At 65.4% G+C, this 14,562-nt stretch carries 13 protein-coding genes; 5 read left to right on the plus strand and 8 right to left on the minus strand.

Features of this window, described 5'->3' with window-relative positions:
- Nucleotides 1–3: 3 nt before the first annotated feature.
- The 5 genes from CBW50_RS10125 to CBW50_RS10145 all read right to left on the minus strand — a co-directional run bounded on the left by CBW50_RS10125 (nt 4) and on the right by CBW50_RS10145 (nt 6,028).
- Entirely contained in the window at nt 4–1,170 is a 1,167-nt protein-coding gene (locus CBW50_RS10125) for a porin (protein WP_226935701.1), read from the minus strand.
- Nucleotides 1,171–1,518: 348 nt separating this feature from the next.
- Complete coding sequence (gene hpaR / locus CBW50_RS10130) at nt 1,519–1,974, minus strand: homoprotocatechuate degradation operon regulator HpaR (protein ID WP_226935702.1); 456 nt, start codon at nt 1,972–1,974, stop codon at nt 1,519–1,521.
- An 86-nt stretch (nt 1,975–2,060) separates the two neighbouring features.
- Complete coding sequence (locus CBW50_RS10135; protein WP_086145412.1) at nt 2,061–3,038, minus strand: DMT family transporter; 978 nt, start codon at nt 3,036–3,038, stop codon at nt 2,061–2,063.
- Nucleotides 3,039–3,103: 65 nt separating this feature from the next.
- Complete coding sequence (locus CBW50_RS10140) at nt 3,104–4,921, minus strand: DUF885 domain-containing protein (RefSeq protein ID WP_216356335.1); 1,818 nt, start codon at nt 4,919–4,921, stop codon at nt 3,104–3,106.
- A 66-nt stretch (nt 4,922–4,987) separates the two neighbouring features.
- Nucleotides 4,988–6,028 carry a LacI family DNA-binding transcriptional regulator gene (locus CBW50_RS10145; protein WP_086145413.1) on the minus strand — a complete coding sequence of 347 codons (1,041 nt, stop codon included), beginning with the start codon at nt 6,026–6,028 and terminating at the stop codon, nt 4,988–4,990.
- Nucleotides 6,029–6,143: 115 nt separating this feature from the next.
- Between CBW50_RS10145 and CBW50_RS10150 the strand changes: the two genes are divergently transcribed.
- A complete protein-coding gene (locus tag CBW50_RS10150) occupies nt 6,144–7,334 on the plus strand; it encodes a phytanoyl-CoA dioxygenase family protein (RefSeq protein ID WP_086145414.1) in 1,191 nt (396 codons plus the stop codon).
- Nucleotides 7,335–7,344: 10 nt separating this feature from the next.
- Here CBW50_RS10150 and CBW50_RS10155 read toward each other — a convergent pair whose 3' ends face one another.
- Complete coding sequence (locus CBW50_RS10155; RefSeq protein WP_086145415.1) at nt 7,345–9,354, minus strand: glycoside hydrolase family 3 N-terminal domain-containing protein; 2,010 nt, start codon at nt 9,352–9,354, stop codon at nt 7,345–7,347.
- Nucleotides 9,355–9,579: 225 nt separating this feature from the next.
- Between CBW50_RS10155 and CBW50_RS10160 the strand changes: the two genes are divergently transcribed.
- The 4 genes from CBW50_RS10160 to CBW50_RS10175 all read left to right on the plus strand — a co-directional run bounded on the left by CBW50_RS10160 (nt 9,580) and on the right by CBW50_RS10175 (nt 12,151).
- On the plus strand, nt 9,580–10,620 hold the full coding sequence (locus CBW50_RS10160) for an AraC family transcriptional regulator (protein ID WP_139842459.1): 1,041 nt from the start codon (nt 9,580–9,582) through the stop codon (nt 10,618–10,620).
- Nucleotides 10,621–10,787: 167 nt separating this feature from the next.
- Nucleotides 10,788–11,075: a putative quinol monooxygenase gene (locus CBW50_RS10165; protein WP_086145417.1), complete on the plus strand. Its 288-nt coding sequence runs from the start codon at nt 10,788–10,790 to the stop codon at nt 11,073–11,075.
- Between the two features lie 79 nt (nt 11,076–11,154).
- Nucleotides 11,155–11,721: a hypothetical protein gene (locus tag CBW50_RS10170; RefSeq protein WP_086145451.1), complete on the plus strand. Its 567-nt coding sequence runs from the start codon at nt 11,155–11,157 to the stop codon at nt 11,719–11,721.
- Between the two features lie 52 nt (nt 11,722–11,773).
- On the plus strand, nt 11,774–12,151 hold the full coding sequence (locus CBW50_RS10175; RefSeq protein WP_086145418.1) for a hypothetical protein: 378 nt from the start codon (nt 11,774–11,776) through the stop codon (nt 12,149–12,151).
- A 30-nt stretch (nt 12,152–12,181) separates the two neighbouring features.
- Here the strand turns inward: CBW50_RS10175 and CBW50_RS10180 are convergent, their stop codons facing one another.
- Both CBW50_RS10180 and CBW50_RS10185 read right to left on the minus strand, forming a co-directional pair.
- Nucleotides 12,182–12,991 carry a hypothetical protein gene (locus tag CBW50_RS10180; RefSeq protein ID WP_086145419.1) on the minus strand — a complete coding sequence of 270 codons (810 nt, stop codon included), beginning with the start codon at nt 12,989–12,991 and terminating at the stop codon, nt 12,182–12,184.
- 11 nt (nt 12,992–13,002) lie between these two features.
- Nucleotides 13,003–14,544, minus strand: a complete 1,542-nt coding sequence (locus CBW50_RS10185; protein WP_086145420.1) for a cryptochrome/photolyase family protein — start codon at nt 14,542–14,544, stop codon at nt 13,003–13,005.
- Nucleotides 14,545–14,562: the final 18 nt, after the last annotated feature.

A 14,562-nucleotide genomic window follows, 5' to 3' on the forward strand; every position in this document is an offset into this window, starting at 1 on the left:
CGTTCAGAAAGAGTGCTTGAGACCGACCATGACCACCGTCTGGCCGCCGTTCGACGACGGCGTGCCGTTTTGCGAATCGCCGACCGAGGCGACGGCGTCGACGATGGCGCCGTTCTGGGCCAGGGTCTGGCCGCGCGCCAGCTGGCGCGCTTCGATCAGGTAGACCGCCGTGCGCTTGGACAGCGCATAATTCTGCTCGAACGACAACTGGCGGTAGCGCGCGCGGTCGGCGATGCCGTTGGCGCGGCTGGCGTAGGTGTCGCTGTAGCCGGCGGACAGGAACCACTGCGGCGTCCACTGGTAGCTGGCGATCAGGCCGGCCGTGTTGAAGATGGCCGTGTCGCGGAACGTGGAATGGCTGCCCGCCTGGTATTGCACGTTGCTGGCGTTGGCGCCCACCATCCACTTGCCCATGGTGTAGCGCGCGCTGGCGGCGATGAATTCGATGCTGTCGGCCGAGGCGTAGCCCCGGTTGATGGCCGAGATGCCGATGCTGCCCGAGGCGCTGTCGCTCCAGCCCATGGCATTTTCGCCATTTTTCAGTTTCAGGTAGCCGAGCGCGAATTCGGCCGGCGAGCTGCTGGACTTGACGGCGGCGCTGAAGCTGCTGCCCGCGGCATTGCCGTCGGCCGCTTCGCCGAAGCCGTATTGCGCGCTGGCCTGCAGGCCGCGCCAGGCGGGCATGCTGTAGGTAATGGAATTGCTGATGCGCACGGTCGTATCGAGGCCGTCGATGTCGCCCGGATGCGCGCCCGTGGCGCCCGTCAGGATATTGCTCGACGCCAGGGAGCCGACCAGCAGGTAGTACGGCGTGTACTGGCGGCCGGCCGTCAGGCTGCCGTAGGCTTGCGATTGCAGGCCCACCCATGCCTGGCGGTTGAACAGGCTGCTGGCGGAACTTTGCGCGCCCGTGTCGCTTTCAAAGCCGTTTTCCAGCAGGAACAGCGCCTTCAGGTCGCCGCCCAGGTCTTCCACGCCCTGGAAACCGATTTTACTGGCCGACAAGCTGCCGCTGCGCATATAGGTGGTCGAGTTGCCGCCCTGGTTGCTCGCGTAGGCGGTGGCCGCGTCGACCACGCCATAAATGCTGACATTGCTTTGGGCGCAAACGTTTGCGCCGGCGAGTGAAACGGTGGCCAGCGCGACTGCGCGCATGCAAATATTTTTCATTGTTTTCCTGAATTTTCCTGATTTATTGTACGTCCGACAAGTATTGCCGCCGTGGTGGCGTGCTACCGGGCGCGGCGCCGCATTGCCGTCCGGCCCAATGACCGGAACGTCCGCTTTTCTTCTTGATGTGGATCAAGTGAGACAAATTATACGCTTATTTACTCACATGTAAGTGATTGACTGTAAGGCGTAGTCTTATAGCAAAACAGGGGTGCGGGCGGGCGCAAGCCCCGCAAACTGCGGCGCTGACCATGGCAGGCGCGGCGAAAACGGCGGTGGCGCGTGACAGAAGGCACGCGCCCGGGGGATCAGGGGAAGTGGCGGAAGGCAGCCGTCGGCGAACGCCGCTCAGCGCAGGATGGCGGGCGCCACCGGCAGGTTTTCCAGGGCGATGAACGCTTCGAGCGCGTCGCGCATGTCGTCGAACACCTGCTTGCCGTAAGCGTCTTCCAGGTGGGCGTACTGCAAGTCGATGAGCTTGCCCATCTGCAGCAGCAGGCTGGCGCCCGCTTCCGACAGGTGCACCTTGCGGCGGCGCTGGTCGCCTTCGAACTTGCTGCGCCCGATCAGGCCGATTTCTTCCATGCGCGCCAGGATGCCGCTCATGCTGGGACTGGAAATCTGGCAGATCTCGCACAGTTCGCGCGGTTCCAGGGTCGGGCTTTCATTCAGCGCGCGCATGATGCGCCACTGCTGCTCCGTCACGCCGAAGTGATTGAGGATGGGGCGGAAATGCTGGAGCAGGCTGTCGCGCGCCTTCAGCAGCAGTTGCGGCATGTTCGGATAACGGATCGGTAACTGCAAGCGGAGCTCCCTGGGTGGCCGGCAAATGAGCGTCATTATACGGCCGGCCCAGTGCAAACGGCGGGCTGGCAACGATGTATTTTTCGCTACGTCCGCCCTGCCCCACGCCCTTCTCCCCGCCCTTCGCCTTCCTCGTGCGCATGCCGCTGCACGGACCACAGCACGCCCGCCGTCAGCAAGAGCATGGCCGCCCACTCCAGCAGGCGCGGCATGCGCTGCGCGTAGATAAAGCCGTACAGCAGCGCGAACAGGGTCTCCGACAGGATCAGCTGGCCCGACAGGGTCACCGGCACCAGGCGCGACGCCAGATTCCACAGGTAGTTGCCGATCACGGAAGCGCCCAGCGCCAGCAGCAGGCACACAAGCCAGAAGCGGGGCCAGTCGCGCGCAGGACCGCCATCGGCTCCGCCCGCCGGCTGCAGCGCCAGCATCCCGGCGCCCACGGCCAGGGCGATGACGCCGCTGGCCAGGCCATACAGCATGGCCCACTCCACGGCGCTGACATGCGCATGGCGCTTGAGGAAGCGGGCATTGTCGAGCGCATACCAGGTCCAGCACGCGAGCGCGCCGATGGCGCACAGCACGCCGGGCAGCTTCTGCGCCAGGCTGGCGCCGCCCGCGCCCGCGCCGCCGGCATGGCTGAAGACATCGACATTGATGCAGGCGATGCCCGCGGCCACCACCAGCAGCGGCAAGGCCAGGCGGCGCAGCGGCAGCGCGCCGTGGTCCTTGTGGCCGAAAATCGTCACGCTCAGGGGCAGCAAACCGATGATCAGCGAGGTGGGCGCCACGCCAGCCAGCTTGACGCCATACGCCAGCAGCAGGTAATACACGACATTGCCCGCCAGCGCCTGGCGCAGCATGGCCAGCCAGTCGCCGCGCCGCAGCCGGCGCAGCAGGGGCAAGAGGCGCGGCAGCATCAGGCCGGCCGCCAGCGCGCCATAGCAGACGTAGCGGCCCACCATCAGCTCGGCCGGAGAGAAGTCCGGCAGCAAGACGGGCACAATGAAAACGGCGCCCCAGAAGGCGCCGGCCAGCAAGCCAAATACGATCCCACGCCACATGCAGCCATACCCGGTCATCATTCAAGGACGCCAGTATAGGGTATGCGGTGCGGAGTCGCCCGCCGTCAGCCCCTGGCTTTTCTCTGCCCGGGGATGAAGTGTTCGCGCACGGCCTTGGCCAGCAAGTCCGGCGGCAGCAAGCCCTGTCCCAGCAGGAAGTTGTTGAAGGCCAGGCGGTCGAATTGGTCTCCCAGCGCCAGCTCCGTTTCCGCGCGCAGCTGCAGGATGCGCGTATAGCCGTAGAAATAGCTGCCCGCCTGGCCCGGCATGTTGAAGGTATAGCGGTCCAGTTCCTGGCGCGCCATCGCTTTCGACAGCATCACTTCGTCCGTCAGGATGCGCCCCGCCTCTTCGCGCGTGACTTGCCCCAGGTTCAGCATCGGGTCGAGCATGGCGCGCGCCGCGCGCAGCATGCGGAACTGCAGCGCGATGAACTGGCCTTCGGCCGGCTCGTACGGGATCATTTCCGCTTCCGCGTACAGCGCCCAGCCTTCCACGTTGACGCTGTTGAACGCGTACAGGCTGCGCGCCTGCGACACGCCCCGCTCCACCATGGCGCTGAACTGCAGCTCGTGGCCGGGGCGGCCCTCGTGCGCGCTCAGGGTCCAGGCGGCGCCCGCGAAATTGAAGTCGTCATACGCCTCGCCCTTGCCGCTGGCGGCCGGATTGCTGACGGGAAGGACGAACTGGCCGTGCTCGCCCGTATTGCCGATCAGCGGAGGCGGACGCATGTGCGGGGCCGGCTGGGCCGCCGATTCGGCGCTTGACGCCAGGCGCATGGTCATGGCGCGCGCAGGGATATCGACCACGCGCTGCCGGGCGATGCGTTCCTCGAGCTGGGTATTGACGCCCTTGTAGTGCGCCTCAAGCTGCGCGTTCGGGATGGAATCGCTCTTCAGCGCGCGCAGCACCTGGCGGTAATCGCTACCGTCGACGCCTTTCAGGGCCAGTTTGGCCGCCACCACGGGCGCCAGCGCCTGCATGGCGGCGCGCGTTTCCAGATAAGCCACCTGCGCCCGTTCGACCAGCGCGCGCGGCTCGATATCGATGCCCACCTGCTTCAGGCGAAACGCGTACAGCTCGGGCGCCATGCGGAAATCCGTGCGCGACAGCGGCAGCACCACTTGCCTTTCCCACGCCGCATACTCGTTCAACTGCTGTTCCATGGCCGCCAGCGCCGGTTCAGCGCCCGCGATGCGCATGTCGGCAAACAGCTTGCGGATGCCGGCGATATACGTCGGCACGTTTTCCAGCGACTGCGCCACCTGCAGGCGCACGGGACCGGCCAGGCCGGGCCTGCCGATTTGCCCGGTGAAGCGCGCCTTGGCCTGCTGCGTGATCGGCGTGCTGCCCGGGCACTGGCCCACGTAGCGCTGCAGGCGTTCCAGCGCCTTGGCGCGGCGCGCGGCCGGGCGCTGTTCCTGCAGCAGGCTTTGCATGCTGCCAAAGACCATTTGCGGCACATCGACCCATGGCAGGGAGTATTTGGCTTCCAGCTCGGTGCCGGCGATTTCCTGGTCGACGGCGCCGATCAGAATTTCCAGGTCCTGGCGGATGCGTTCGTCGCGTTCCAGTTCCAGCTTCTGCTGCAATTGCGCGCGCGCCTTCCGCATGGCCGCCACCTGGCGCCCGGCGATGTCCGGTCCCAGGTCGGCGGCCAGGCCGTCGTACTGCGCCAGCCCCCTGTCGGACGCGTCTTCGGGCGAGAACTGCGCCTGCGCCGCCAGCACGATGGCCGCGTTGCGGTTGCTGGCCTCGACCCAGGCGGAAGAGGCGCTGGCGGTGGCCGGGGCTGCGGGGCCAGCGGCCATGGCGGGCATGGCAAATGCGATGGAAAGCAAGGCGGCCAGCACGGTGCGGTGCAATTTCGGGGCGACGGACATCGGGGATTTCCTTCCTGGGGTGAGCGATGAGCGAAGCGGCGAGTATCGGCCAGCCTTGCATGCCTGTCAATTCAGGCCATTCAGGGCCGGCAGATTCCACGGCGTGACGATCTGGATGGCGGACAGCGACGGCGCTTGCGCCAGGGCGGGCAGCGCGCCCTGCGCCCGCAGGATATCCTGGCAGGCGCGGCGCATGTCCCGGCCCAGGTCGTGGTGCAGCACGGCCTGGATGGCGCCCGCCCTGAGCAGCGCCACATTGTCCGCATCGAGGTCGTGGCCGATGAAGACCTGGCAAGCGCGCCCCGCCTGCGCGAACGCCTGCGCGATGGCGGCATTGCCGCCGCCGATCGAGTACACGGCGGCGATGCCGGGATGGCTGGCCAGCGCCTGGCGCACCAGCGCACCCGTGGCGCCGTCGATGCCATGGCCCTCGCTCACTTCAACGACGGATAAATGGCGGTGCCGTTCGCGCAGCGCGCGGCGAAAGCCGATCTCGCGCTCTTCCTCGCCGTGAAAGCGGTTGCTGCTCAGGGTCACCAGCACCTGCTGTTTTTTCCGGCTGCCCAGCCACTGGCCGACCAGGCAGGCGGCCGTCTCGCCCGCCGCGCGGTTATCCATGCCCACGTAGCTGCGGCGCGCGGAGCCCGGCAAGTCCGTCACCAGGGTCACGACGGGGATGCCGGCAGCCGCCAGCCGGTTCACCGCTTCCGCCACCGCTGGCAAGTCCGGCGCTTTCAGCAGCACGCCGTGGCTGCCGTTCTTGCGGATGCGCTCGAGCAGTCCGACGATGCCGTCCACGTCCAGCGTTTCATGCAGGTGAAAGCGCGAGCGCAGCACGGCCGGATGCAGCGACGGCAGCTCCGCCTCCAGCGCGGCGCGCACGGCGTCCGTGAAGCGGCGCGGCGCCACCATCAGCACGTCGAGCATGAATTTTCTGCCGGCCAGGCCCACCTGCGTGCTTTGCCGCGCCAGTTCATCGAGCGCCTGCATCACGCGGCGCACGGTATTGGCGTGCACGCCGCCGCGCTGCCTGATCACGCGGTCGACCGTGGCCACGCTGACGCCGGCCTGCAGCGCCACGACCTTGACGGGAAAGGGATGCGTCATGCCATGTCCATTTTAAAGAATTGATGGTTTTTTGATGGATTTCTTGATGATAAATGCGGATGTTCATCCCTATACTGATTCTACAACCTATTTCTACAACATCAGGAGACACCGCATGCCCACCACCGCCACCGCCGCGCCGCCAGCCCCCTACTGGCTGACGCCGGAACACTGCGACCTGCAGGACTTCATCCGTACCGTCGACCGCCGCACGGCGCTGGCCGACTATCCCCACGCCGCTTCAGTGGAAGAAAACATTCTCGTCTACGACTGCGACCAGGTGCGCGCACTGGCTGGCAAGCCGCTGGCTTTGCGCGCGCTGCAGGCCGAATGGGGCCAGGCGCTGCTGGACGGTCCCGGCGTCATCGTGCTGCAACGCGCCGTCACCGACATGGAGTGCCTGGAACAGGTCAATCGCGTGTTTCAGGCGCTGATCGCCGGACAGCACGCGAGCGGCCAGGCGGGCGGCGACCATTTCGCCAGGGCCGGCGCGAATGACCGCATCTGGAACGTCCAGCAAAAGCTGTGCCTGCGTGCGCCGGAAGCGTTCGCCCGCTACTACGCCAATCCCGTCTTCGCATGGATCGCCGAAGCCTGGCTCGGGCCCGGCTACCAGATGACGGCGCAAGTGAACGTCGTCAACCCGGGCGGAGCGGCCCAGGCGCCGCACCGCGACTACCACCTGGGCTTCCAGAGTCCCGCCGCCTGCGCCGCCTACCCCGCGCCCGCGCACCAGATGTCGGCCATGCTCACCTTGCAGGGCGCCGTCGCCCATTGCGACATGCCGCTGGCCTCCGGCCCCACCCTGTACCTGCCCGGGTCGCAGCGCTACCGCGCCGGTTTTCTCGCCTGGCAGCAGCGGCCGTTCCGCGACTATTTTGCGCAGCATTGCGTGCAGCTGCCGCTAGCAGCCGGCGACGCCGTGTTCTTCAACCCCGCCCTGTTCCACGCGGCGGGCCATAACCGCTCGCCCGACATCCGCCGCATGGCCAACCTGCTGCAGGTGTCGTCGCCGTTCGGGCGCGCCATGGAAGCGCTGGACCGCCGCGCCATGAGCGCGGCGCTGTATCCGGCCCTGCAGGCGCTGCGCGCGCAGGCCGCCCTCGCAGACGAAGACATCGGCCACGCGGTGGCCGCCTGCGCCGAAGGCTATGCCTTCCCCAGCAACCTTGACCGCGACCAGCCGATCGGCGGCATGGCGCCGCCCCCCCAGCAGCAACTGATGCGCGAAGCGCTGGCGCAGGGCTGGCCGCTGGCGCGCTTTATCGACGCCCTGCACAGCCACGCCTGGCGCCGGCAAGCCTGACAGCAGCGTTTTAGTACCCCAGCCCGTAGCCGAACTTGTACAGCGGATGGGCCGTGTCATACGGCACGTCCGATTTCTGCACCTGCACTTCGGCCATCGACGAGGGCAGCTCGAACGGCAGCTTGCCTTGCGGCCTGGCCTTGCCCGTCAAAACATCGAACAGCGCGCCGTCGCTCACGCCGAAGTTGGCAAGGATGGCGCTGGCCTTGTCCTGCACGTTGGCCAGGATGGCGGGACGGTCCAGGTACACGGTGACCACCGTCTTCGGCGCGTATTTCGCCGCGTTCTTGATCGCCTCGTAGTCGGCATTGCCGTCGATGTAATCGAGGCGGCCCTCGTGCTGCATGCTGCCGAAGATGTAGTTCGGGTGCAGGGTTTCATACGGCGCGGCCACGCGCAGCAGGGCCACGTCCGCTTCCTGCGGCGTGGCGACCACCGTGTAGCCGTGCCGCTGCGCCACGGCCGCATCGATGCCGTACAGGTAGACCTTCTTGACGCTGGCCGCCAGCGGCAAGACCTTGTCCTTGTTTTCCAGCAAGACCAGCGAGCGGCGCTGGGCATCCAGGCCCGCCTCGACGAACTCCGCCTTGCCTACGGCGGCGGCCGCCTTGGCCGCATCGACGAACGGGTGCTCGAACAGGCCCTGCTTGAATTTCTGGATCAGGATGCGCCGCGCCGACGCGTTGAGGCGCGCTTCCGTCAGCTGGCCCCGCTGCACGGCTTGCGTCAGGTATGGCGCTTCCGTCACGCCGCCAAACTGGTCCATCCCCGCCGTCACGGCTTTCACGTAGCGCTCGGCCTTGGTGGCGTCTTCCATGCCCCACGGCGTGCCGAAACCGATGAAGGAAGGCGCGACACCCGGCGCAGTGCCGTTGCGGCAGTTGGCGTCGCAGTCGGACGTGATGCCCCAGTCGGACAGGATCACGCCCTCGAAGCCGTATTTGCCACGCAGCAAGTCCGTCAGCAAGGCCTTGCTGAAGCCGGCGCCCACCTGCTCCAGGGTGATGCCGTCGACGGTGATATTGCCGTCTGGCATGGCATACGTGGGCATGACGGAAGCCGCCTTCGCCGTGAACGCCCCTTCGAACGGCTTGACATGATAGGCAAAATTGTTGCCCGGGTAGGTCATGTAGCGGCCATAGTAATTGTGGCCATCGAAGCCCTCTTTCGTGGCGCCGTAGCCGACCCAATGCTTGACGACGGCCACCACGCTGCCGTCATGCAGGCCAGTGTTGCCATCCTGAAAACCCTCGATATAGTGCTGCACCATGCGCCTGGCCAGGTCCGCGTCTTCGCCAAAGGTGCCGTTGATGCGCGCCCAGCGCGGTTCCGTGGCCAGGTCCGCCTGCGGCGACAGCGCCTGCGTGATGCCGACGGCCAGGTATTCCTGGCGCGCGATGTCGCCGAAGCGGCGCACCAGCGCGTCGTCGCCGATGGCGGCCAGGCCCAGGGTTTCCGGCCACTGCGAGAAACCCTGGGTGCCGGCGCTGGCGCCCACCGTGTACTGGAAATGGTGGCGCGGGTCGGTGCTGATGGACACGGGGATGCCGTGGCGCGAGGTTTCGCTCAGCGCCTGCAGCTTGTTGTACTGCGCCGCCATATTGGCCGTGTCGCCCGCCATGCGGGTAATGAAAGTGTTGACGTACTGCTTGACGATCAGGTCCTGCAGGGCCGCCAGGTCATACGCGCCGCCCAGGCCGATGCCGGTGGGGTCGGCCACGGTGGGCGCCGTGCCGTGCATCATCAGGCCCGCCTTTTCGTCGAGGCTCATGCGCGACAACAAGTCGTCGGCACGCGCCTCGGCCGGCAGGCGCCAGTCTTCATAGGGGTCGATCTTGCCGTTGCGATTCATATCCTTGAATTGATATCCGTCAGCTTTCAACTGGGTGTAGCTGGTGGCGCCGAACACGGGCTGCGTGTATTGCTCGCTGCTGGTGTCGTTGCCGCAGGCGGCCAGGGCAAGCGTGGCGACGCAGCCGGTGACCACGCGGGCCATCGGTTTCAAAGTGCAATTCATCATTATCTCCAAGACTGTTTTTGTAGGTATCCAGGTGGCATCAGGGCCAGCCCGAAATCAATATAGCGTGAGAATGCGTGAGTTTCTTGACCGCGCAGCACGCGTTTTATACCCGCCAGAACAATTTTTGATTAAGCGCCTCGACAACCAACAATTTCCTACAAAGTGCTAGTATTTGTGAAAAATTACTACAACAAGCAGAATACGCAGAACAAGCAGGAGGCAGCCTTGCACAAACCCGACACGCGCACGGTTTCGAACCGCATCGCGCAGCAATGCGCGCGCGCCATGCAGGCCGATGGCCACGATCCCGCCGACTTTTTCCGCCAGACGGGCATCACGCCGGCGCAGCTGGACGAACCGGGCGGGCGCATCAACGCCGAGCGGCACCGCCGCATGACGGCCTACGCCCGGCAACTGCCGCAGCACCGCGGCCTGCTCGACCTCGACGTGACGCACTGGTTCGCGCATTACCCGGGCATCGCCCACGTCTGCTTCAACCGCCCCACCCTGCGCAGCGCGCTGCACGAGCTGCTGCACTTGCGGGGCCTGATCGGCGAATTCGACTTCATGCTGATGAGCGAAAATGGCACGCGCATCGAGATCGAATACCTGTCCGAGTTCTGCCCGCTGGGCGGCGCCATGCAGGCGCTGGCCAATTTCCGCATGCTGTCGCTGGTCGCGCGTGCCTATGACGATGGCGCGGCCACCGCCTTCCATGCCGGTTTCCAGGGCAAGGCGCCGTGGTTCGCGCCGGCCATTGCCGAGTGTTTCGGCGCCGCCGCCGCCTTCGGCCAGGCGCGCAACACGCTGACGTTCGACGCGCCGGCGCTGGACCGGCCCTTCGCCCAGTTCAACGCCATGCTGGCGCCGCACGCGCTGCGGCACGCGCAGGGGCAACTGCAGCAATTGCAGGGGGCGCAGCTGTTTTCCGCCCGCGTGGAGCAGGCCATCATCGATTTGCTGGGCCGGCAAGGCGCAGGGGACGCCGACGGCGCCGCGCTGCTGCCGGCCCTGTGCGACGGCCTGGCCATGAACCGCTGGACCCTGCAGCGCCAGCTGCAGCAGGAGCAGACCTCGTTCCGCGCGCTGGAATTGCGCGCCAAGAGCCGCGAATCGCGCCGTTTGCTGCGCGAAACGAGCCTGAGCGTGGCAGAGATCGGCGAGCGCCTGGGGTTTTCGTCGCAAAGCGCGTTTACCCGCTTCTTCAAGACCCAGTTCGCGCTGCCGCCGGCACGCTACCGCCACGACATGCAGGGCAGCCCTTAGCCATCCGTCGGAAAAAATGGCGCGGCCCCGCCATCACGCCATCCTGCGTGCGCCCCGCATTTTCTGGCTGCGCCGGAAACTGTTTCGGCGCAGCCAGGCTGTGACTGATGGGCAAGAAAAGGCAAACTGCGCTAAGCTGCTTCCGCCTCCACACTACAAGGACCACCATGACCCTGATCGTCGTCGCCACCATCGATGCCCAACCGCAATATATCGACGCCGTGCGCGCCGCCCTGGAAGCCGTCGTGGCGCCCAGCCGCGCGGAAGGCGCCTGCCTGCGCTACGAGTTGCACCTCGACAACAACATCCCCACGCGCTTCATCATGCTGGAAGAATGGATGGACAAGGCAGCCCACACGGCGCATGAAGCGACGCCCCATTTCAAGACCCTGGTCGCCGCCGTGGGCGACAAGGTCGTCAAGATCGACATAGCGGAATTGAGCAAGCTGAAGTAACAACCGGCGCGCTGCGCAAGCGTGCCGCCATCTTGGCAAGTTGCCATCTATAATATGGCAACTTTTCTTTATGGCCATCATGACTACATTCTCCCGGATACACGGCGCCCTTGCGGCCGCCGCCTTGACTCTCTGCACGAGCGCCTTCGCGCAGGCGCCCATGCCCAATCTCGTGGGCGAGTACAATCTGCTCTCGTCGAAGACCGTGCCGCCCAGCAACTGGGGCTATTCCAAGGCCCGTGTGTCGATCAAGCAACTCGACGACCATCACCTGCTGATCCTGCTCGCCTGCGAATGGAAACGCGAACCGAAGGCCGTCTGCGGCGACTATTTCTATGCCCAGTGGCGCGACGACGGCCTGTACCTGCAGGACATGAACACGTTTGCCATGCGCCTGTACTTCGATCCCGCCACGCGCAAGCTCACCATCATTTCACGCGGCGCCGACGCCAAGCAGAGCGTGCGCCACGAAGTGTTCGGCACGACGACCGAGCCGCTCGTCGACACCGCCCTCGTGCGGCGCATGAAGCGCGAGCAGTCGAATGCCGACAGCAAGGAAAACCGCCGCGTCTTCGGCCCCTACACGAAGTGGAAGTACGAAGAAAACCGCATCGAATTCCAGCGCCAGGACTTGACGGCGCGATGATGCAGCGGCTGCGCCAACCCGTGCGGCACAGCTGCTGCCCCACTTCGTGCAGATGGCAGATCTGAAGCCGGGCAGCTATGCGAACGGCAAGGCGCCGTTCGCCTTGACTGCCCGGCATCTGACCCTGCTGCGGCAGCAGTCGTGGCTGTCGCCGGAGATGCTGGGCATGGGCATGGCCAGCGCCGAGGACTACCTGGCCGAAGGCTGTTGGCCCACCCCGTCCGTCGCTGGCAAGCGCCCCTACGGCGACTTCACGAATTACCCAGTGGAAATGGCGCAAGCGCCGGGCCTGCCCGTGCGCCAGCAGGCGGACGGCAGCCTGGCCATCACGCCGGCGCTGAGAGCGGAACTGAAAGCGCTGCACCAGCAGACCATGCCCGCGCTGCAGGTGTTCGTGCGGCAGGCGGGGCTGATGCGCAATACGCCCTAAACCCGAGGCTGGAACGGGCGGCGGCACGGCCTACTGGCCGCATGCATCGAGTCCCCCGTTCAAGAAGCTGAAGATGCCCTGGGTCTTTTTTATGAGCCGGGCCATTTCCACCCAGCTGACCACCGCGCCGCCGGATTTGTTTCGTCGATGGTGCCGGCTTTCCACGTTAGCGCTACTGATGCCAGGTTCTTCGCAAACCAGCAGGCCCGATGGCACCCCGCCCCTTTCCAGGCCCAGCCACTCGCCGCCAAATTGGCTCCCGGCATCTGCATCAAATGGCAGGGGGGCCGCCTGCAGGGGAATGTAATATCCCGCTGGAAATTTACACCTCAAGCGCTGGTTTTCCGCATCAGTCAAGGCCGCGTTCAGGGACGCAAAGAGGTCTTTGGCCTGGCGCTCGCTTCGATGCTCCAGGAACACCAGGTACTTGAGACCCGGATGGAGAGGATCAATCCCCACAGGCATGAAAAACCGCACATCACCGCCCTGGCTGCCCTTCAATGCCTGCATGACTCTTGCCCGGTAGACAATGCCACAGGGTTTCCCATCCGCAGCATCCTCGTGCGGCACCACCGTCGCGGACACGACCGTCACCCGTGCCACCAGGGAAGAACTCTTGACTACTTGACCTAGCCCAATATAGCCCGTTGCCGAGCCGACCGGGATCCGTTCTTGCGCATGAGTAGCAGAGCAGCAAGCAAGGAGAGAAACACTTAGAAAGTGCTTGATACAGGTCAGATACATGCGTCCTCCCGAAAATAGGTCATTTTTGCGCAGCACGAAACATTGCGCGCCGTTTGCGGCCAGATACCGCGCCACCTGGCAGGCATCGGGCGCCATGCCGCGCTGCGCTACAATGCATCGAGCCTGGCCAGCATCGTGGCCGCCTGCTGGCGGAAAGCGGCGATTGTTTCCTCGTCCATTTTATCCAGCTGGCGATACGCCATGCCGATGCGGGGATTGCGCTCCAGCGCGGCCGCATTGCGGTGGAAAAAATCCCAGTACAGCGCATTGAACGGGCACGCGCGCTCGCCGATGCGCGCCTTCTTGTCGTAATGGCAGCCTTTGCAATAATCGCCCATGCGGTCGATATACGCGGCGCTGGAGACATACGGCTTGGTGGCCAGCAGGCCGCCGTCGGCGAACTGGCTCATGCCGACGGTATTGGGCAGCTCCACCCATTCGAAGGCGTCGATGTAAATGCCCAGGTACCAGCCATGCACTTCGGCCGGGTCGAGACCGGCCAGCAGCGCGAAGTTGCCGATCACCATCAGGCGCTGGATATGATGCGCATGGGCCTGCTCCAGCGACTGCGTGATCGCCTGCGACAGGCAATGCATCTTCGTCTTGCCGTCCCAGAACCAGGAGGGCAACGCACGCGCATGGCCAAAAAAATTCTTCTCGGCATAGCCGGGCATCTGCGCCCAGTACACGCCGCGCACATATTCGCGCCAGCCCAGAATCTGGCGGATGAAGCCCTCGACCGCGGCCAGCGGAGCATGGCCGGCGTGATAGGCGGCCTGCGCCCTGCCGACGACTTCGCGCGGGTTGAGCATCTTGACGTTCAGCGCGAACGACAGCAAAGAATGAAACAGGCGCCAGGCCTTGCTGCTCATGGCATCCTGGAAATCGCCGAAATGCGGCAAGGCATGAACGATGAAGGCATCGAGCTGCTGCAGCGCCTCATCCCGGTTCAGCGCCCACGCCAGCCGGTCGGCATGGGGCGCGCCGAAGCTTGGCACGCCGGCAGCGACGATGGCTTGCCATAACAGGCAATGGTCATGCACGGTGCGCGGGTCTTGCGGCTCGGCGGGCGTGCCGCGCCAGGGCTTGCGGTTATCGTGATCGAAATTCCACTGGCCGCCGACGGGTTTTTTCGCGTCTTCCATCAGCACCTGGTGCGTGCTGCGCATCTGGCGGTAGAAAAACTCCATCAGCCATTGCTTGCGCCCGGCAAATATATCGGCCGCCTCGTGGCGGGCCGTATAGAAATGCTCGCTGTCGACCATCAGCCACGGGACCGCCGAGCGCCGCCCGGCCTCATACAGCTGCTGGTCGAGGCGCCACTCGTCGGGCGCCTGGTACTCGACGGCGCCGGCGCCATACTGGACAAGCAGCGCTTCGATATTGTCCGGTATCGAGCGCGTGCTCGCCGCGTCGCCGATGGCGATGTAATGCACGGCGTGGCCATCCTCGCGCAACTGGCGCGCCAGGTCGCGCATGGCCGCGAAGATGGCCAGGATTTTCTGCGCGTGATGCAGCACGTAATCCGTTTCCTGGCGCACTTCCATCAAGACGTAGATGGTGGCGTCATCGACGTCGGTAAACCAGCGGTGGCGGGCATTGAGCTGGTCGCCCAGTATCAGGCGCAAGGTGGGCTTGGGTGACATCATTGTCCTGTATCAAATAAC

Source organism: Janthinobacterium sp. GW458P, from assembly GCF_002127585.1.
Classification (GTDB): Bacteria; Pseudomonadota; Gammaproteobacteria; order Burkholderiales; family Burkholderiaceae_D; genus Janthinobacterium.

Bases quoted from the DNA above. Each gene is read 5' to 3' on its own strand.
- CBW50_RS10125 (WP_226935701.1), bottom strand. From the start codon at position 1,170: ATGAAAAATATTTGCATGCGCGCAGTCGCGCTGGCCACCGTTTCACTC.
- CBW50_RS10185 (WP_086145420.1), bottom strand. From the start codon at position 14,544: ATGATGTCACCCAAGCCCACCTTGCGCCTGATACTGGGCGACCAGCTC.
- CBW50_RS10170 (WP_086145451.1), top strand. From the start codon at position 11,155: ATGACTACATTCTCCCGGATACACGGCGCCCTTGCGGCCGCCGCCTTG.
- CBW50_RS10135 (WP_086145412.1), bottom strand. From the start codon at position 3,038: ATGTGGCGTGGGATCGTATTTGGCTTGCTGGCCGGCGCCTTCTGGGGC.
- CBW50_RS10165 (WP_086145417.1), top strand. From the start codon at position 10,788: ATGACCCTGATCGTCGTCGCCACCATCGATGCCCAACCGCAATATATC.
- CBW50_RS10155 (WP_086145415.1), bottom strand. From the start codon at position 9,354: ATGATGAATTGCACTTTGAAACCGATGGCCCGCGTGGTCACCGGCTGC.
- CBW50_RS10145 (WP_086145413.1), bottom strand. From the start codon at position 6,028: ATGACGCATCCCTTTCCCGTCAAGGTCGTGGCGCTGCAGGCCGGCGTC.
- CBW50_RS10175 (WP_086145418.1), top strand. From the start codon at position 11,774: ATGGCAGATCTGAAGCCGGGCAGCTATGCGAACGGCAAGGCGCCGTTC.
- CBW50_RS10140 (WP_216356335.1), bottom strand. From the start codon at position 4,921: ATGTCCGTCGCCCCGAAATTGCACCGCACCGTGCTGGCCGCCTTGCTT.
- CBW50_RS10180 (WP_086145419.1), bottom strand. From the start codon at position 12,991: ATGGCGCCCGATGCCTGCCAGGTGGCGCGGTATCTGGCCGCAAACGGC.
- CBW50_RS10150 (WP_086145414.1), top strand. From the start codon at position 6,144: ATGCCCACCACCGCCACCGCCGCGCCGCCAGCCCCCTACTGGCTGACG.